Source organism: Anaplasmataceae bacterium AB001_6, assembly GCA_020002265.1.
GTDB lineage: Bacteria > Pseudomonadota > Alphaproteobacteria > Rickettsiales > Anaplasmataceae > AB001-6.
In genome coordinates this window covers 423,788-443,392 of record CP048228.1, presented here as the reverse complement: position 1 = coordinate 443,392, position 19,605 = coordinate 423,788, and the positions used below count along the sequence as shown (strand labels likewise).

General features: G+C 31.1%; 13 protein-coding genes, 4 tRNA genes and 2 rRNA genes. 8 read left to right on the top strand and 11 right to left on the bottom strand.

Features of this window, described 5'->3' with window-relative positions; all coding sequences use genetic code 11:
• Positions 1–23: 23 nt before the first annotated feature.
• The 5 genes from GUI12_02055 to GUI12_02035 all read right to left on the bottom strand — a co-directional run bounded on the left by GUI12_02055 (position 24) and on the right by GUI12_02035 (position 7,808).
• Positions 24–1,448: a UDP-N-acetylmuramoyl-L-alanyl-D-glutamate--2,6-diaminopimelate ligase gene (locus GUI12_02055; GenBank protein UAT42928.1), complete on the bottom strand. Its 1,425-nt coding sequence runs from the start codon at positions 1,446–1,448 to the stop codon at positions 24–26.
• Positions 1,449–1,453: 5 nt separating this feature from the next.
• Positions 1,454–2,101: an endonuclease III gene (gene nth / locus GUI12_02050; protein ID UAT42927.1), complete on the bottom strand. Its 648-nt coding sequence runs from the start codon at positions 2,099–2,101 to the stop codon at positions 1,454–1,456.
• Between the two features lie 26 nt (positions 2,102–2,127).
• Positions 2,128–4,770: a DNA gyrase subunit A gene (gene gyrA / locus GUI12_02045; protein ID UAT42926.1), complete on the bottom strand. Its 2,643-nt coding sequence runs from the start codon at positions 4,768–4,770 to the stop codon at positions 2,128–2,130.
• 69 nt (positions 4,771–4,839) lie between these two features.
• Positions 4,840–4,947, bottom strand: a 5S ribosomal RNA gene (gene rrf / locus GUI12_02040).
• 61 nt (positions 4,948–5,008) lie between these two features.
• Positions 5,009–7,808 (bottom strand): 23S ribosomal RNA (locus GUI12_02035).
• A gap of 593 nt (positions 7,809–8,401) precedes the next feature.
• Between GUI12_02035 and rpmG the strand changes: the two genes are divergently transcribed.
• Positions 8,402–8,572, top strand: a complete 171-nt coding sequence (rpmG, locus tag GUI12_02030; protein ID UAT42925.1) for a 50S ribosomal protein L33 — start codon at positions 8,402–8,404, stop codon at positions 8,570–8,572.
• A 14-nt stretch (positions 8,573–8,586) separates the two neighbouring features.
• Positions 8,587–9,111, top strand: a complete 525-nt coding sequence (locus tag GUI12_02025) for a cytochrome c oxidase assembly protein (protein UAT42924.1) — start codon at positions 8,587–8,589, stop codon at positions 9,109–9,111.
• A gap of 11 nt (positions 9,112–9,122) precedes the next feature.
• Here GUI12_02025 and GUI12_02020 read toward each other — a convergent pair whose 3' ends face one another.
• The 5 genes from GUI12_02020 to GUI12_02000 form a co-directional block, all read right to left on the bottom strand.
• Positions 9,123–9,662 carry an RDD family protein gene (locus tag GUI12_02020; protein UAT42923.1) on the bottom strand — a complete coding sequence of 180 codons (540 nt, stop codon included), beginning with the start codon at positions 9,660–9,662 and terminating at the stop codon, positions 9,123–9,125.
• A gap of 61 nt (positions 9,663–9,723) precedes the next feature.
• A tRNA-Val gene (locus GUI12_02015) sits at positions 9,724–9,800 on the bottom strand.
• A gap of 3 nt (positions 9,801–9,803) precedes the next feature.
• Positions 9,804–9,877: transfer RNA gene (locus GUI12_02010), tRNA-Arg, on the bottom strand.
• A 50-nt stretch (positions 9,878–9,927) separates the two neighbouring features.
• Positions 9,928–11,739, bottom strand: coding sequence for an elongation factor 4 (gene lepA / locus GUI12_02005; protein ID UAT42922.1), 1,812 nt, complete (start codon positions 11,737–11,739; stop codon positions 9,928–9,930).
• 558 nt (positions 11,740–12,297) lie between these two features.
• Positions 12,298–12,927 carry a ribonuclease HII gene (locus GUI12_02000; GenBank protein UAT42921.1) on the bottom strand — a complete coding sequence of 210 codons (630 nt, stop codon included), beginning with the start codon at positions 12,925–12,927 and terminating at the stop codon, positions 12,298–12,300.
• 229 nt (positions 12,928–13,156) lie between these two features.
• On the opposite strand from GUI12_02000, the gene GUI12_01995 reads away from it, so the two are divergent.
• The 5 genes from GUI12_01995 to tldD all read left to right on the top strand — a co-directional run bounded on the left by GUI12_01995 (position 13,157) and on the right by tldD (position 17,436).
• Positions 13,157–13,229 (top strand) — tRNA-Lys (locus GUI12_01995).
• Positions 13,229–15,196, top strand: a complete 1,968-nt coding sequence (gene thrS, locus GUI12_01990) for a threonine--tRNA ligase (protein UAT42920.1) — start codon at positions 13,229–13,231, stop codon at positions 15,194–15,196. The genes GUI12_01995 and thrS overlap by 1 nt, the downstream gene beginning before the upstream one ends.
• Complete coding sequence (gene infC, locus GUI12_01985; protein UAT42919.1) at positions 15,186–15,758, top strand: translation initiation factor IF-3; 573 nt, start codon at positions 15,186–15,188, stop codon at positions 15,756–15,758. The genes thrS and infC overlap by 11 nt, the downstream gene beginning before the upstream one ends.
• Positions 15,759–15,848: 90 nt before the next feature.
• A tRNA-Ile gene (locus tag GUI12_01980) sits at positions 15,849–15,925 on the top strand.
• Between the two features lie 35 nt (positions 15,926–15,960).
• The gene (tldD, locus tag GUI12_01975; protein ID UAT42918.1) at positions 15,961–17,436 is read left to right on the top strand and encodes a metalloprotease TldD; all 1,476 of its coding nucleotides are present in this window, start codon (positions 15,961–15,963) and stop codon (positions 17,434–17,436) included.
• Between the two features lie 155 nt (positions 17,437–17,591).
• On the opposite strand, the gene GUI12_01970 is transcribed toward tldD, so the two are convergent.
• Positions 17,592–18,647, bottom strand: a complete 1,056-nt coding sequence (locus GUI12_01970) for a rod shape-determining protein (protein ID UAT43442.1) — start codon at positions 18,645–18,647, stop codon at positions 17,592–17,594.
• A gap of 307 nt (positions 18,648–18,954) precedes the next feature.
• Between GUI12_01970 and GUI12_01965 the strand changes: the two genes are divergently transcribed.
• Positions 18,955–19,545: a hypothetical protein gene (locus tag GUI12_01965; protein UAT42917.1), complete on the top strand. Its 591-nt coding sequence runs from the start codon at positions 18,955–18,957 to the stop codon at positions 19,543–19,545.
• The last annotated feature ends 60 nt before the right edge of the window (positions 19,546–19,605 follow it).

Genomic DNA, 19,605 nt, shown 5'->3' with positions numbered 1-19,605 from the left:
AAAGAAGATAAATTAATAATACATTATAAAGAAGATAAAATCTTTGAAGCGCACTCAAAATCACTAAAATATTTTTTATTATTTTTGATAATTTGATATTTTTCATGACCTTTTCCAGCAATTAACGTTACCCATTTATCATCAAATCTATCAATAGCGTACCTTATTGCATCTTGTCTATCTGATATTTCAATAAAATTATTATTTTTAAAACCAGATATTATATCTTTTCTAATCAGCTCAGGATTTTCATTTCTTGGGTTATCATCGGTAATTATAGTCCAATCTGCATTTAGTGAACTAGTTTTTCCCATAATTTTTCTTTTTTCTTTATCTCTATCACCACCGCATCCAAAAATACATAATATCTTTTTATTTTGAAAATGTAATTTGATAGATTCTATAGCCTTTAACAAAGCATCAGGTGTATGAGCATAATCAATAATTATATACCTGCCTTTACAATGGGTAATTTGCATTCTGCCGTCTAATGCCTTTAATGATTTTATGGACTGCTCAATGTTTATTTTTAATGCTTGAGCTATAGCAAAAATACAGGCGATATTATAGGCTTGGAAATTTCCTAATAAAGGGACAAAATAATCGCAAGTCTTATTAATTTTGGCAAATTTTATCTTTATAAATTGGCCATCAGGTAACATATTACTACCCAATATTATTATATCTTTTGCTTTATATCCGTATTCTATAATATTCACTTTTTTTGGTATATTAGCAATCAATTCATCATACACTTCTTCATCAGAATTAATAACTGCATACCCACCATTTTTTAGTAAATCTGAAAAGATCTTAACTTTAGCAAAAAAATAAGATCGCATATCTTTATGATAATCGAGATGTTCATGAGATATGTTAGTAAATACTGCAACATTCAATTTTGCATGATGAGAGCGATATTGATCTAACGCATGACTAGATAATTCTTGAAATAGATAATGCACTCCTTTTTTTTGCATATTAGAGCACAATTTGTATATATGTTCCGCTGGAGGAGTTGTATAAGATAAATCTTCAATTTTATCTTGTCCAATAAAGGCACCTAACGTTCCTATACTACCAACGTTATATTGTTGTTTATATAAAATCTCTCTGCACATATTCACAATTGAAGTCTTACCATTTGTCCCAGTTACTCCAATAATATTTTCAGGAAATGGATAATTTTTTTCTGCAAGGAAAAAACTATATGCCATTCTAATATTGTGAAAACCCAAAATCTGTATTTTATGTTTATAAGAAGATAATTCATGTATAAAAGAAATATCAACGCAAACAACATCTGCGCCTTTATTTAATGCTTCAATGAAATATTGAAAATTATTCACCAATAAAAAAAATACACTACCTTGAAGCACTTTTCGCGAATCACTTATTAGATGCTTCTGAATATCAATAAGATTATTATCAAATTCTATACACGTCATATTTATCAATTAGCAACTACTCTATTTACATAATAATAATCACACAAATCACTGATTATACATTCACTACATTTAGGTTTTAAAGATTTACAAATATATCTTCCATGCAGAACCAACCAATGATGAGCTCTAATTTTATAACACTTTGGTACAATATTCATAAGATGCTCTTCCACACCAAAATGTGTTTTTGATTTAACTAAACCAACACGGTTAGATACCCTAAAAACATGAGTATCTACTCCAATAAGCGGTTCTTGATATAGAGTATTTAATATAACATTTGCAGATTTTCTTCCTATACCAGGTAACGAAATAAGATAGTTAAAATCATTTGGAACTTCTGTGATACCATCAATATACATGATATTACTAAGCTGTACTATATGTTTAGCCTTTGTATTATATAGGCCAATTTTCTTAATTTTATCACGTAATTTACTATATCCTAAATTAATATATTCAATGGGAATTTTTGCATATTCAAAAAGATAATCAGTAACAATATTAACCATCTTATCAGTACTTTGAGCAGATAATAAAACAGCTATCAAAAGTGTGAAACTATTAACATAACGCAGCTCTATTTTAGGAGATTTATTTCCCTTTTCAAATCTTATAAAGATTGATTCTATATCAGATTGGCTTTTCATAGCGTAAAAATGCTAAAAGAAATTATTTATTCACCATCTTCTTCAGCATCATTTATTTTTGCAACAGCAACAACTTTTTCATTAGATTTAGTACGCAGCATTATTACTCCTTGGGTATTCCTCCCTATACAAGGTATTTCACCAGTATATATTCTGATCAATTGCCCAGCATCGGTAACTAACAAGACATGCTGCCCAGGTTCTATCACACAACTTTCCACAACCCTTCCATTTCTCTTAGAAGTTACGATACTAACAACCCCACTTCCTCCTCTTTTAATAGTCTTGTATTCATAAAAGGATGTTATCTTTCCATAACCATTTTCTGTAACAGTCAGTATGAACTGTTCATTTTGAACATATTTCAAAAATAAATCATTATCCAAAGAGGTCTTAATTTTTGAAACATAATTTGCATCAAAAAATACTTTTCTTCTTTGTTTATAAGGAATTTTCAAATATTCATCTCTCTCAGCAGAGTCAAAAACATGCCCGTTAAGCAAAGAACAAGAAATAACTTCATCTTCATTTGATAGATTAATAGCTCGTACTCCTTCAGCAATACGACTCTTAAACAGTCTTACATCCGTAACTTTAAATCTTATACTTTTTCCATTTTTAGTTGAAATTAAAACATCATCACTTCCCTTACATAGTAAAACTGAAACTAATTTATCATTCTTTTTTAGTGAAATAGCTAACTTACCACTAGATGGAATATACAAATAATCAGAAAATTTATTCCGTTTTATTTTTCCCGCAGAAGTAACAAATAGTACTTCATTATCTTCCAATAATGCACTATCATCGACAGGTAAAATTATGGAAATTTTTTCGTTATCAGATATATTTAACAAATTAGCTACCGCTCTACCTTTTGATGCTGGGTCAACTTGAGGAATCTGATAAGCTTTCAATTTATAAACTTTAGCTTTATCAGAGAAACAAAATATTTTCGAATGATTTTTTGTAACAAAAACATCTTTTACAAAATCAGAATCAGAAATTATCTGGCTTATCTTGCCTCTTCCTCCTCTTTTTTGAGATTTATAATTATCCAATAAAACTCTTTTAACATAACCGGTGAAAGTAAAATTTACAACAACATCTTCGTTAGGAATAAGACTATCACTATCCATATCAGGGATAGTCTCATAATCAATAATTGTTTTTCTCTCTACCGCGTTATTTTTTATTAATTCTCTCAATTCATCTTCTATTATGCGATTAATAGCAGCTTGAGAAGATAATTGCTGTATATAAGCATTAATTTGATCTATCAAACATTTTATATCAGCAAGCAATTTAGTCTTTTCTAATTTAGTAAGATTGTGCAATCGCATGTTTAAAATTGCATCTATTTGATGATCTGATAAACGAAAATCATTATCAAAAGTCGAGATGCCAGTAATTATTTTTACAAATTCTTTAATATCAAAATCTAAAGTCCATCGACGTGCTTTCAAAGATTGAGCAGCATCTTCTTTTGAAGAAGATTTTCTTATTAAAGAAACAACTTCATCTATATTTAAAACTGCTAAATAAAGAGAAAACAAAACATTCGCCTTTTCTCTAGCTTTACTAAGTAAAAAATTTATTCTTCTAATAACAATTTCTCGCCTATGAGCTAAAAAAGCATCTAAAATATCCAATATATTCATTAATTTAGGCTGCATCTTATCAAGCAACATCATATTAATGCTATAACGAATTTGCATAGAAGTATGCAACATAAGATTATTTAATATTATATTTTTATCTATCCCTTTTTTTAATTCTATAACTATACGAATTCCACCCTTATCTGATTCATCGCGAATATCAGAAATACCGTCTATCTTCTTTTCACGAACCAAAAATGCAATAGATTCTATTAATCTTGATTTATTAACTTGATACGGAATTTCATCAACAATAATACTATTTTTTCCACTTAGTGATTCTTCAAAATGTGTCTTAGATCTTAAGGTAACAGTCCCTCTTCCCGTTTCAAAAGCATCTTTAACTCCAGAAAGATTGAGAAGCGAACAACCCGTAGGAAAATCAGGACCAGGTAAAATATTAATAATATCCATAACATTAGAAGAAGGATTATTTAATCTAAAAATAGTAGATTCAATAACTTCTTGTAAATTGTGAGGAGGAATATTAGTTGCCATACCAACAGCAACTCCATTAACTCCATTAACTAATATATTAGGAAAAGCAGCAGGCAATACACACGGCTCTTTTTCACAGCCATCATAATTATCTTTAAAATCAACTGTATCAGAATAAACATCTTCTAATAAAGACAATGAAAGAGGTGATAATTTCACTTCAGTATAACGCATTGCAGCTGGAGAATCTCCATCCACAGAACCAAAATTACCTTGACCAGTAATTAAAACATGAAGCAAAGAAAAAGGTTGTGCCATCCTGACCAAAGCATCATATATTGCTTTATCTCCATGAGGATGATATTTACCAACAACATCCCCAATCACTCTAGAAGATTTTTTGAAACTTTTGTTAGGAAAAAAACCACTATCATACATTGAAAAAAGAATTCTTCTGTGAACAGGCTTTAAACCATCTCTGACATCAGGTATGGCTCTGTTAACAATTACACTCATAGCGTAAGACAAATAGGATTCTTCTACTTGCCGCTCAAGCAAAACCTTAGACATATTTTAGGTAAAAAATAAATAAATCAAATAAATGTCAAACAAAAAATATACACAAACATATTTCAAAAGGCTTGGCAACAACCTACTTTCCCATAAAACAGTATAATCGGCACGTTAAGGTTTCACTGTCGAGTTCGGAATGTATCGAGTGTTTCACTTACGTTATAAATTACCAAACCATTCAAAATATATAAAATATTTAATTCAAAAAAAATAATATACAATCTACATACGTAGAACAAAAAAAATAAAACTTTCAGGAATTAGTATTGGTTAGCTAAGCACATTACTATACTTACACACCCAACCTATCAACGTGATAGTCTATCACGACCTTAATAGGGAAATCACTTCTTGAGGCAGATTTCCTGCTTATATGCTTTCAGCAGTTATTCTTTATATACGTAGCTACCCAGCTATGCTGTTGACACAACAACTGGTAAACAATTGGTATACTCAACTCGGTCCTCTCGTACTAGAGTCAAACCCTCTCAAATTTCCTTGCGCCCACGGAAGATAGAAACCGAACTGTCTCACGACGTTCTGAACCCAACTCACGTACCACTTTAATCGGCGAACAGCCGAACCCTTGGGACCTTCTCCAGCCCCAGGATGTGATGAGTCGACATCGAGGTGCCAAACAGTGCCGTCGATATGAACTCTTAAGCACTATCAGCCTGTTATCCCCGGCGTACCTTTTATCCGTTGTGCGATGACCCTTCCACTCAGAATCACCGGATCACTATGACCGACTTTCGTCTCTGCTTGGTTTGTCAACCTCGCAGTCAAGCAAGCTTATGCCATTACACTCTAACAGCTGATTTCTGACCAGCTTGAGCTTACCTTTGTACGCCTCCGTTACTCTTTAGGAGGCGACCGCCCCAGTCAAACTACCCACCATACAATGTCCTAAATCCATATAAAAGGATCTTAGTTAGATATCAAATATGCACAGGGTGGTATCTCAAAGAAGACTCCATAATAGCTGACGCTAAAACTTCAAAGTCTCCCACCTATTCTGCACAGCACAAATCTAATACCAATGTAAAGCTATAGTAAAGGTGCACGGGGTCTCTTCGTCTAACCGCGGGTACCCCGCATCTTCACGGGGAATTCAATTTCGCTGAATCAATGTTGGAGACAGTAGAGAAATCGTTACGCCATTCGTGCAGGTCGGAACTTACCCGACAAGGAATTTCGCTACCTTAGGACCGTCAGTGTTACGGCCGCCGTTTACTGGGGCTTCAATTCGAAGCATTAACCTCTCCTATTAACCTTCCAGCACCGGGCAGGCGTCAGACCCTATACATCCACTTTCATGTTAGCAGAGTCCTATGTTTTTGATAAACAGTCGCTTCTCTCTATTCTGTGCCATCTTAAAATGGTTGCCCAAAATAAGACCATCCTTATCCCTAAGTTACGGATGCAATTTGCCGAGTTCCTTCAACATTGTTCTTTCAACGCCTTAGTATTCTCTACCCACCCACCTGTGTCGGTTTACGGTACGGCCATAAAACAGGGGCTATTTCCAGGAACCACGTCAAAGCACTCATAATTCAATAAATAAGTACAATATAAATGATTCGTCACCACCTGCCGGTTCAGGAATATTAACCTGATTTCCATCGACTACTCCTTTAGGATTTATCTTAGGAACCGACTAACCCTACGCAGATTAACTTTACGTAGGAAACCTTAGGTTTTCGGCGAGAATGTTTTTCACATTCTTTTACGCTACTCATGTCAGCATTTTCACTTCTGATATCTCCAAAATTTTTCACAAAATTTCTTCAACGACTTACAGAACGCTCCGCTACCGATTTACATTTATAATAAAAATTATAAATATAAAACTCGTGTCTTCGGTATGCAATTTAAGCCCCGGTAAATTTTCGGTGCAAAAAAGCTTGTTTAGACTAGTGAGCTGTTACGCTTTCTTTAAAGGATGGCTGCTTCTAAGCCCACCTCCTAGCTGTATTGGCCTTTTCACTTCCTTCCCCACTTAACTGCAATTTTGGGACCTTAGACGACGATCTGGGCTCTTTCCCTTTCCACCATGGATCTTAGCACCCACAGTGTTTCTGCCATAAAACTGATATTGGTATTCGGAGTTTAGTTGAGTTCGATAAGATTTTAGTCCCTCTAGCCCATCAAGTGCTCTACCCCCAATAACATATTAATGACGCTCTACCTAAATAGATTTCGCGGAGAACCAGCTATATCCAAGTTTGATTGGCCTTTCACCCCTAGTCACAACTCATCCTCTATTTTTGCAACAATAGTAGGTTCGATCCTCCAGTATATTTTACTATACCTTCAATCTGGTCATAACTAGATCACTTGGTTTCGGGTCTAATCCATCAAACTAATCGCCCTTTTAAGACTCGCTTTCGCTACGCCTACACCTAACGGCTTAAGCTCGCTTGATAAATTAACTCGCTGACCCATTATACAAAAGGTACGCTGTCACTAAATTGATAATAATAAAAAAAATTCTATTTTTATCAAAAAGCTCCAACTGTTTGTAAGTATTTGGTTTCAGGTCTATTTCACTCCCCTCACCGGGGTTCTTTTCACCTTTCCTTCACAGTACTAGTTCACTATCGGTCATTAGGAAGTACTTAGGCTTAGAAGGTGGTCCTCCTATATTCAAACGAAATTTCACGTGTTTCGCCTTACTCTAGATTATATATAAATATTACTTATACAAGACTATCACTTACTATGGTCACGCTTTCCAACGTGTTTTAATTACTTTATACATAATACTGGCCTATTCCGCTTTCGCTCGTCACTACTAACGGAGTCTCATTTTGATTTCTTTTCCTCTGGCTAATTAGATATTTCAGTTCACCAGGTTACACTCATGCAGCTATATATTCACAGCATGATAGCTAAATTAAATAGCTGGGTTACCCCATTCGGACATCTACGGATCAAAGCTTATTGACAACTAACCGTAGCTTATCGCAGTCTATCACGTCCTTCATCTTCTCCTAACACCAAGGCATCCACCAAATACTCTTAATATTTTACTTTCTTTACGCATCGTATGTAGAATGTATCTTACTTTTTTTTACTAAGACTTTTATTAAAAACAAGCTTTTCAAAATTCTTAATGAACAATTAAAAAACTGAAATTAATAAAATTTAAACATTAAATATATTCTTCTTGTATATCAAACAACATCAATAGATGCATTTTTTAATCATATTAAAAAACAAGATATACAAAAAAATTTGTTAGACAAATATCTGAACTTTTCAAACAACAACGATTTAATAACTAAATCGCTAAGAGCTGACAAGAACGACTCAATCGCTCTCGACGAACACTGAGAATGTTACTATATTGAAAAAATTAAGTCAACGAAATTTCTTATTTTTTTTCTCTTTTTATTAAAATAAATTAATAATTACTTTTTATTTCTTATTTTCAACCATATAAAATATATCTGATTATCTATAAGATTTTTCTAAAAAAATTAAATAATATCATGCTTTTTAAAAATTTTGTTGATTAAAATTAACCATAACCAATTACGTATTTTAATATAATATCAGTAGCATAAATATATTAACGTATGTTACAATCATTCGTGACTAAATTAATGCAAGGATAAAAATACTGATGTCAAAGGTAAAGAAGAATAAAACATTATATAAATTAGTTAGCTCAGAAAATAGCGATTGTTTTTATGTTGTTTCTTTAAATGCAAAAACAATAAACAAAAGTTGGACTATAAGAAAATTTGATAGAAAAGCACGTAAACACGTTATTTTTAAATTGAAAAAACTTTAAGTAATTTTCTATTTGTGCAGAAAAAAAATAATAGAGTATTGACTGTGCTTATAATTATCATATTTTCAATGCTCTGCCTTGCATATGCTTCGGTCCCAATCTACAATTTGTTTTGCAAAGCTACTGGATATGGCGGTACTGTAAAGCGCTCTTTTAATTTTAATATAGATTCAGTTAGTTCTAAAAAAATTAAAGTATATTTCAATTCAGATGTCGAAAAAGGCTTACCTTGGATTTTTGAACCATTACAAATTTCTACCGAGATTAAAATTGGCCAAGGAGCACTGATATTTTATAAATTGAAGAATAATTACCCCGAACAAATAAATGGGATAGCAGTGTACAATGTGTCACCTCATAAGCTTGGAAAATATTTTAATAAAGTAGCGTGTTTTTGTTTTGAAAAAATGACCATAGAGCCATTTCAAGAAATAATATTACCGGTGTCATTTTATTTAGATAAAAATATGGAAAAAGATCCAGATACTAAAGACATAAAAATTATGACTCTCTCTTATACTTTTTTCGAATATAATTAGCAATATTCAGATTATTTATATGCTCTACCAGAAACCACAACTGTCTTACATATCCAATCGTGAATTGTCATCCTTTTATCATTAAATAATGCCAAAAAATACCAACCAAATAGAAGAATATGTAACACCAAATATAACAATGAAAATAAAATTTGATCATTTCTTACAACATAATTTCCAACAAAACTTAATAAAATAAAAATTAAAAATTGAAAAGCATATCTATCAAATGCTTTCATTTTATCAATTTTTTTCCCATCAAACCCGGTGACATATATTGAACAAAAAATCTGTCCTAAAGTAGCCTGTTTTTTTGAAGAAACAGTGAATGTAAAATAAGATATATTAATTGCCGTAACAATAATTTTCACAAAAATTATGTACCACTCACTGGTTGCTGCAAAAGATGTATAATCTCTCTCAACATCCTCTGAAGCGGTCAAAAGATAAAGTACAAAAGAACTAAATATTATGGAAATCACAAAAACAATGATATTATCTATTATCCAAGCACAAACTCTTTTATATATTGGAGCTATAATGAAATCCATCTTATTTTTTTTATAACAGAATAATGCAGATTAGAAATTAAAAATCATAAAAAAGAGTGAATGGTGGGCGGTATTGGGCTCGAACCAACGACCTCTTGCATGTCAAGCAAACACTCTAACCACCTGAGCTAACCACCCATATACACCCTGAAGGATTCGAACCCTCGACCTTTTGATCCGTAGTCAAACGCTCTATCCAACTGAGCTAAGGGTGCTAAAGCATCATAAGTAAGAATAATAACATAACAAATATTTTTAGTCACTATTATTTTTTATCAACTTTAAAAGCATTAATTAATGCGCTATGAGGCACATTAACTTTACCCAAAGATTGCATTTTTTTCTTCCCTTTTTTTTGTTTTTCTAGTAATTTCATTTTTCTAGTTTTATCCCCCCCATATAGCTTTGCTGTAACATCTTTACGGTATGCATTAACAGTCTCTCTAGCAATAATTTTACTTCCTATGGCTGCTTGTATTGCAATTTTGTATTGTTGCCTAGGAATTGAATCTTTTAGTTTTTCACATATCTGACGACCTCTAGATTGAGAATTAGATTTATGAAGGATAAAAGATAAAGCGTCTATTAGGTCTCCATTAATTAAAATTGTTAGTTTAACAATTTCAGCTTTACGATAATCAATTATTTCCCAATCAAGACTAGCATAACCTCTAGATAAAGATTTTAAATTATCATAAAAATCAAAAATTATCTCAGAAAGTGGTAATTCATATTGCAATATAACTCTATTATCAGAATAACTCATATCTCTTTGAATGCCTCTTCTTTCATTACAAAGATCGAGAATTTTCCCAAGGTATTCATCAGGTAAAATAATACTAGCTAAAACCCAAGGCTCTTCAATATAAGATATTCTGGAAGGATCAGGAAAATCAGAAGCATTGTACATACTTTCTTGAGATCCATCTAAATAATAAATTTTATAAATAACACTAGGAGCAGTTATAATGAGGTCTATCTCAAATTCAGATTGCAATCTTTCGTGTATAACTTCTAAATGCAACATTCCTAAAAATCCGCATCTAAAACCATGTCCAAGTGCCACAGAAGAACAGCTTTCATAAAAGAAGCTAGTATCATTTATATTAAGTTTGCCCAAACTATCTTTTAATTTATCATATTCGCTAGAATCTGCAGGATAAAAACTACAAAATACTACTGGAGAGACTTTTTTAAATCCTTTTAATGCGTCTGCAGTAGGAGATTTAAAATCTGTTATCGTATCCCCTATATTACATTCTGTAATATTTTTCATAGAAGAAACTATAAAACCAATTTCCCCAGATTTAAGACTTTCAAGTTCTTTTTTCTTAGGAGTAAAAATACCTACTTTATCAATAATATAGCGTTTATCATTGGACATGGTTTTAATTTCCATATTTTTAGATATTGATCCTGCAAAAACTCTTATCAAAGAAATCACACCCAAATAAGCATCATACCAACTATCAATAAGTAAACATTTCAAATTCTCATCTTCTGAAGGCCGTGGGGCAGGAATAGTTTTTACAATCATTTCTAATAATTCTTCAACACCATGACCTGTTTTTGCTGATACACCAATAGCATCTTTAGCATCAATTCCAATGATATCTTCTATTTCATGCTTAACTTTTTCTATGTCAGCAGCGGGCAAATCTACTTTATTCAAAACAGGTAAAATTTCATGGTTCTCATCCATTGCTTTATATACATTAGAAAGAGTTTGAGCCTCTACTCCTTGTGTAGCATCAACAATTAATAATGATCCCTCACAAGAAGATAAACTACGGCTCACTTCGTATGAAAAATCGACATGCCCGGGAGTATCTATAATATTTAATATATATTTCACACCAGATTTTGCGACATATTCCAAGCGTACAGTCTGAGCTTTTATAGTTATTCCCCTTTCTCTTTCCACATCTAAATTATCAAGAATTTGATTCACCATATCTCTTTCTTGTAAAGCACCGCAAAATTCTATCAATCTATCACATAAAGTAGATTTTCCATGATCAATATGAGCTATTACAGCAAAATTTCTGATATTTTTTAAATCTATTTCGCTAGACATATCCATACTTTTATATAATTCACAAAAAAACTTATTTATTATGATTATTAAAAATAAGTTTTGAAGTTTCCATAATAGCAAAAAATCATCATCTATTCTATGAATTAAAAAAACAATTCAACAATAAAGGTTAAAAAAATAGTAAATTAAAAAGATCATTAATGACTCATTTTAAAAAAGCATATTGCACATATTCACGAAATTAATAAAGCATCATGTTTTATTTAAAAAAATACCATATTAATTCAATCAATAGCATTCTTGTTGCCCTTATTTTTTAAGATCTTTTAAGCGTATTTAAATTTATGCGATATTCACTAATGTTTATAAGACAACGCTTAGAATAATATTTCTATTAAAACTATAAATATGATAAAATACCGCTAAAGATTATATAAAGGGAGAAGAAAATGGCGATATTATTCTTTTTAGCAGCATCATATTTTACTTATTTTTGTTATAAGTACTGCAATTTTGCTAATCTAGTTAAAAATATTTTTGCTATCTTTAATTTTCTTGATGCTCTTTTAAATATATTTGAAAGTTTTTTTAAAAAACTCAAATAAAGCACTTTAAGTCTTCTTTATTAATATCTCGTACAATTGTTTTTATTGGCTCAAAACTCATTCTATGAAAGCATGTAAATCCATAATTTTTTATAGCATCAATATGTGATTTAGTTGCATAGCCTTTATTTTTATTCCAATTATAAAAAGGGAATAAACGATGTAATTTTTTAATATAAGTATCTCTAATGTGTTTTGCAAAAATTGATGCACAGGCTACTGATAATTCTTTTTCATCTGCCTTATTAATACATTTGATTTCGCATGAAAAATCTATTTGAGGTATTTTATTACCATCTATTATTATGCAATCTACTTTATATTGATTTAGAGATATATATGCTCTTTTCATGGAGAGTAAGGTAGCTTGCAAGATATTTAATTCATCAATTTCTTGTGCAGAAGCAAAGCCTACAGCAAATTGTAATTTATTTTCAAATAGATGAAAAAAAGCTTTTCGTTTGTTTTCATCAAGTTTTTTTGAATCTTTTAGTCCATTATAAAAAAAATCATCTAATTTAGAAATCATTGACAAATTATCATTATCTAATAAAACTGCTACAGAATATACTCCAGCTATTAAAGAGCCTCTACCAACTTCATCAATGCCAATAATTTTCATGTAAAATATCTCTATACTTTAAATGAGATAAATAACATAAACAGCAATTAAAAATAAATATTAAAATAATATTTATTGAAATAGTAGTAAAGCTTCTTGATTATTGGTAGGTAAAATAATATAATCGCCTCTATATGATTCTGGTGCTTTTGCATTGTTTGATAATGCAAAGCGTTTGTTTGCGATTTTAATGTACGGCAATTGATTTATTAATTTGTCGTTGTTTTGAGATCCTGTAGCTCAGTTGGTAGAGCACCTGCCTTTTAAGCCGGTTGTCATGGGTTCAAATCCCATCAGGATCATGTTGCTTTTTTATTTTGGGCTTGACTTTCTTTTTTGTTTAGTGATTAAAGTAAATCTTTTAGACGGTTCTGTATTAGAAATCAAAAGTGGTTCATCAGGCCTGGATTTAATTAAATTACTTAATAGTAGCGATTTACAAAAAAGGGCAATCGCTATATTTATTGATGATGTTTTATCGGATATGAGTGATTGCTTCACAGATGATTGTTCTGTAAAGATTGTTACTACTGAAGATTTTGAAGGTCTGGAAGTTCTTCGTCATGATGCTGCGCATATTCTGGCACAAGCTGTTAAAGAAATCTTTCCTAATACTTGTTTAGCGATAGGCCCCACTATAAAAGATGGTTTTTATTATGATTTTGATATAGAGCATAAAATTTCTGATACTGATCTTCCTATAATCGAAAAAAAGATGAAAGAAATAGTAAATAGAAAATTGCCTATTGAAAGATCTTATCTATCGAAAGCTGAAGCTTTGCAATTTTTCCAGCAAGAAAATGAGATATATAAAATTGAAATAATCAATTCTATTCCTGAAGAAGACAGAATTTCAGTTTATAAACAAGGGGATTTTGTTGATTTATGTAGAGGGCCTCATGCCCCTAACACTTCTTATCTAAGGCATTTTAAATTAACAAAAGTTTCAGGAGCATATTGGAAAGGTGATAGTAAAAACAAACAATTACAGAGAATATATGGAACGGCCTGGCCAACTAAAGAAGAATTATTGAATTATTTAGAAAGAATCAAAGAAGCTGAAAAAAGAGATCATAGAAAGATAGGAAAAGAGCTTTCTTTGTTTCATATAGCAGATAATAATCCTGGCATGATTTTTTGGCATCCAAAGGGTTTTTTGATATTTAAAACACTTGAAGATTATATAAGAAGTAAAATATTGAAAAACGGATATACCGAAGTTAGAACTCCAATTGTTGCTGATATCTCACTTTGGGAAAAATCAGGGCATTACGAAATGTTTAGTGAAAATATGTTCATGTTCTCGGATAAGAAGAGATCTTTTGTCTTAAAGCCAATGAATTGTCCTTTACATGTTGAGATATATAAACAAAAATTGTATTCGTATAGAGACCTTCCACTTAGGATATCGGAATTTGGATGTTGTCATAGAAATGAATCTTCAGGCTCGCTTCACGGATTAATGAGAGTACGCAGCTTTATACAAGATGATGCTCATATATTTTGCACTGAAGAACAAATGGAGAGCGAAACTATTAATTTTTGTAATATTTTATTTGAAGTATATAAAGAACTTGGGTTCACTGATATAAAGGTCATGTTATCTGATAGACCTCTAGAAAGATTGGGAAGTGATGATATATGGAATAAATCTGAAAATGCCCTGAAAGCTGCATTAACAAAAATGAATATAGATTTCTCTATAAATAAAGGAGAAGGAGCTTTTTACGGCCCAAAAATAGAATTTATATTGGTAGACAGTTTATCTAGAGAGTGGCAATGTGGAACTTTGCAGTTAGATTTTGTGTTACCGGAAAGGTTAGGTGCAAAATATGTTGATAACAATAACAAACATATCACTCCTGTAATGATACACAGAGCGATTTTGGGTACTTTAGAAAGATTCATTGGGATTCTTATAGAACACTGTGCTGGTAAATTTCCTTTTTGGTTATCACCGAATCAGATTGCTATTATATCTGTTGTCAAAAATGAAGAAATATTGAAATATATTGAAAAAATTTCTAAAAATTTGGAATTTTTAGGAGTAAGATATCAAAAATTTATTGAAAACGAGACTTTTAATTACAAACTTAGATCATGTATTTTGGAAAGATTTAATTTTATATGGATAATTGGAAAAAATGAAGTTATGGAATCAACTGTTACAGAAAGAGATTTGTTATCTAATAAGAGCGTAAAAAAAGAGCTAAAAAATGCAATTGAAGATATAAGAATATTATTAAACAAACAAGGCAATGAACAATAAAGAAATAAACAATAAAAGAAGCTATACGAGAAAAAAAATAGATGTACCTACTATTAATCACGATGTAACATATAAAAAAATCAGGATTATTTCGGACGATGGAGTGGCAAGAGATTTAATATCATTAAATGAAGCATTGAAAATTGCTACATCCCGTAGTTTAGATTTAGTAGAAATATCCATTGATAATAATGAAGGGATTTCCATATGCAGGATATTAGATTACGGAAAATATAAATATGGAATGAAGAAAAAATTATCGGAAGTTAAAAAGAAGCAAAAAACATTAAATTCTTCGATTATAAAAGAAATTAAACTAAGGATAAACATAGAAGCTGGTGATTATAATACGAAATTAAAACAAATTGTGTCTTTTATAGACAAAGGATATAAAGTAAAAATAACAATTAAATTTAGAGGAAGAGAAATAACACGACAACAAGCTGGGTTAGATCTTTTAACAAAAATTGTTAATGAAGAGCCTATAAAAGAACTCATAAAAGTTGATAAAAAGCCTGAAAAACAGAATAATCAGGTATCGATTTTAATTGGAAGAAAATAAAATTCTTTCTATTGTAATGCATTTGCTATTACAGTATCATTTACTTTGATTGCTGATGTTCTGGATTTTACTCAGCTTTGCTTAACTTTTGGGTTCGTAGCTCAGGTGGTTAGAGTGCACGCCTGATAAGCGTGAGGTCGGAGGTTCAACTCCTCCCGGACCCACCACTGTGATTCTTTTTTATTTCGATGATGATTGATATATGATCAAACGTTACGCTGCTTCTTCAGATTATAATCTGCTGAGAGATTTTTCGATTGATAGCTCGATTGTAGAAAGCAGATTAAGGGAATATGATTTTGGCTGTCTTGGATATGAAATTTTTCTACAAGATTCCTACCTTGAAAGCTATACGATAGAAGGAGGAATGATCAAAAATGCTACTTGCAATAATAATTGCGGTTTTGGGATCAGGATATTTAATGAACACCAAACTGCATTTGTCTCTTCTACTGGGATATCTGAAGAATCTATATTGACTGAAATATCCTCTTGCGGGGATATTTATAAGAATATGTCAAAATCACATTCTGATAATAAAAATACTATAAAAGTGGATAAAGATCACTCTTTATCTAGAATGTACCCTCAAGATGATACGTCAAAAAATATATATCGTGACATCATAGTCAACAAATTAAGAGATATTGATGAATATATAAGATCAAAGAATGATGATGTTATACAGGTAGTAGCATCAATATCCTGTAATATATCAAAAATTCACCTTATTTCAGAATCAGTTAATAGAGGTGAAATAAGACCTTTGATAACAATGAGAATACAAGTGGTATCATTGAATAAGTCCAACGGCTCGAAAGGTATTGGATTTTTCTCTGTTTCCAGGCGTGATAAAATAGATAACATATTATCTGATTGGAAAAAGACTGCTGACAGAGCTTTGAATATGTCAATATCAAATGCGCAAGCAGTAGATGTTTCTCCTGGTGAAAAAACTGTTGTTTTGGCTAATGGAGCACCTAGTATATTATTTCATGAAGCTGTTGGTCATGGTTTAGAAGCTGATCACATATGCAAAGAACCATCAAAATTCCGTAATAAGTTAGGAATGAAGGTTGCTTCTGATATTGTATCTTTGGTAGATAATGGGCAATTGGAAAATATGCATGGTAGCATCTCCTTTGATGATGAAGGAACCACTTCAAAGAATAATATATTAATAAAAAATGGGAAACTTGTTAATTTCATGAATGATAAACAAAATCATCATCTTTTGTCTAAAAAGTATCCTGATCATAATTTTGAGCTATCTGGAAATTGCAGAAGACAAAGTTATGCACATATCCCTATGCCGCGAATGACTTCAACTTATTTACTTCCTGGCATCTCGAATCCTTCTGATATTATTGCTGATGTAAAAGATGGAATATATGCGGTTTATTTCTCTGGTGGACAAGTTGATATAATATCTGGTGATTTTGTTTTTAGTGCTCATGAAGCATATATCATACGTAATGGTCGTGTCGAAGAACCAATTAAAGGAGTATCTTTAGTAGGAAATGGAGCTGATGCATTAACAAAGATATCAGCCATAGGAAATGATTTAAATTTTGACTCTCCTGGTTATTGTGGTAAAAGAGGACAAACAGTAAACGTTAATACAGGTCAACCAACTGTCAGACTAGATTCCATAATAGTTGGTGGAAATAAAGCATAGATAAATCTTTTATATTTTATAATCATAAAATTGTGGATAAAGATTTGATAGCTAATGAAATATTTCTTCTTTCTTCCTGCTTATAGGGTGTAATGATCTAAAATTTTTGATTATTTATTTCTTTCCCATAGATAAAATCTAATTTGGATTGTTTATTAATCTTGTATGAAAAGAACGTGCTTAAATTTGGACATGTTCTCTAGAACAACTCCTGTACCCATAACAACGCAGCACAAAGGATTTTCAGCTATATTTACAAAGAGTTTTGTGTGTTTACTTAGCACAAGATCAATGTTACGCAATAAAGCTCCACCACCTGTGACAGTAATACCAGCTTCAGCTATATCAGCGGCTAATTCCGGAGGAGTAAGTTCTAAGGCATCTTTTACTGCAGTAACTATCTGATTAATTGGCCCATTTAAGCTATTTGCAACATCTTTTTGACTTAACACCATTTCTTTAGGAATACCCAACATAAGGTCCCGACCCTTTATTCGTATATCATCTTTTCCTTCTTTTCCATCTACATCATCTATATATGCAGATCCTATTGTCTTTTTTATTTTTTCTGCAGTTGATTCACCAATAAGTAAATTATAATTTTTTCTTATATAGTTGATAATTGATTCATCCATTATATCACCTCCCACTCTGACTGATTTAGCATAGACTATTCCGCCTAATGATATAATAGCGACTTCTGTAGTACCTCCTCCTATATCCACGACCATAGATCCCCTTGGATCTGTCACAGGCAATCCAGCGCCTATAGCAGCAGCCATTGGCTCTTCTATCAAATATACATTCTTAGCCCCTGCACTCATTGCTGCATCTTGAATTGCTCGCCTTTCAACTGGTGTAGATCCTGATGGAACACAAATGATTATATTGGGTTTAGCAAATCTAACAGCAAAATTTAAAGAGGAACGAATAAAATATTTTATCATCTCTTCAGATCCTTTAAAATCTGCTATCACTCCATCTTTTAGTGGTCTAATTGCATGTATTTCATCAGGAGTTTTTCCTAGCATTAGCTTAGCATTTTGACCGAATGCGTATGGATAATATTTTCCTTTTTCATATTTCAATGCAACAACAGAAGGTTCATTTAGCACTATACCCCTATTTTTTGCATATACCAAAGTATTAGCTGTACCTAAATCCATAGATAAATCTCTGGGGGAAAAAATATCAACTAATTTTTCCTTCAAATTGAATTTTTTACTCATACGAAAAACAAATAAAATTAAAATAAATCGTGCTCAAAGCAGTTGCAGCATCTAAAAAATTAAACCAGTAACGGTATTAGCTTAAGTTTTTGGATAATAAGATACACGATAATAGCAAATTTTTAAAGACAAACAATATGCGATAACAGCTCAAATCCAATATAGAAGACATTTGTATTAAACAAATTTTAATATATTCAAGTGAAATAAAGTAATATAGATATTTCTCTTGATAAGGGATAGAATTGTATTTTACAATTTTATTGTCATGATTTTTCTATCTTCTTATATGCGTAATAAAATAATATTTTGTGTTTCTGGATGCATATTAATTGTATCGTTCTTTATTGTTTATTCTGTTGCAGCACATTTTCAAAAATTAAATAACAAAGAGAAAGGTGATAAATTGTTAAAAATTATCGTTTCTACTGAACATACACAGAGTGATATTGATGAGTTAGAAGCTCTTTTATATGGAAAAGACATATATGCGACAATTGCAAATTTTAAGGTCGCACAAATTTATATAAAGAAAGATGAAAAAGCGAAAGCCAAAGAGATATATGAACAATTATCTAGATCATCTTATGTGGATACAGTTTTCCAAGATTTGGCTCTATTAGCACTTTCACAAATAGATAAAGATGAATTATTAAATGAAAATAAATCATTCAATATGACGAATAAAATGATAGAAGCTTTGTATTTATTGAACGATAACAAAATAGAGGAAGCGGCACAAATTATAAAAAATATAATTGAAATTAATGATCCAATAATTTTATATCAAAAAGAATTTGATATGGATGAACGCATTCCAACTCTTACTATTTTATGTAAGGAATTAATAGATGTTTATAATTTAAACAAATATTTCTAAAATAGGTAAAATCAAGTATAATGTTTTGTTACATCTCAATGTTATAAACGTAATAAGTAA

What these genes read in the sequence shown, in the direction of transcription:
- GUI12_02055 (UAT42928.1), bottom strand. Translation starts at nt 1,448, where the DNA reads ATGACGTGTATAGAATTTGATAATAATCTTATTGATATTCAGAAGCAT.
- infC (UAT42919.1), top strand. Translation starts at nt 15,186, where the DNA reads ATGAACAATAAAGAAATAAACAATAAAAGAAGCTATACGAGAAAAAAA.
- GUI12_02000 (UAT42921.1), bottom strand. Translation starts at nt 12,927, where the DNA reads ATGAAAATTATTGGCATTGATGAAGTTGGTAGAGGCTCTTTAATAGCT.
- lepA (UAT42922.1), bottom strand. Translation starts at nt 11,739, where the DNA reads ATGTCTAGCGAAATAGATTTAAAAAATATCAGAAATTTTGCTGTAATA.
- nth (UAT42927.1), bottom strand. Translation starts at nt 2,101, where the DNA reads ATGAAAAGCCAATCTGATATAGAATCAATCTTTATAAGATTTGAAAAG.
- GUI12_01965 (UAT42917.1), top strand. Translation starts at nt 18,955, where the DNA reads ATGCGTAATAAAATAATATTTTGTGTTTCTGGATGCATATTAATTGTA.
- thrS (UAT42920.1), top strand. Translation starts at nt 13,229, where the DNA reads ATGTTGCTTTTTTATTTTGGGCTTGACTTTCTTTTTTGTTTAGTGATT.
- GUI12_02020 (UAT42923.1), bottom strand. Translation starts at nt 9,662, where the DNA reads ATGGATTTCATTATAGCTCCAATATATAAAAGAGTTTGTGCTTGGATA.
- tldD (UAT42918.1), top strand. Translation starts at nt 15,961, where the DNA reads ATGATCAAACGTTACGCTGCTTCTTCAGATTATAATCTGCTGAGAGAT.
- rpmG (UAT42925.1), top strand. Translation starts at nt 8,402, where the DNA reads ATGTCAAAGGTAAAGAAGAATAAAACATTATATAAATTAGTTAGCTCA.
- gyrA (UAT42926.1), bottom strand. Translation starts at nt 4,770, where the DNA reads ATGTCTAAGGTTTTGCTTGAGCGGCAAGTAGAAGAATCCTATTTGTCT.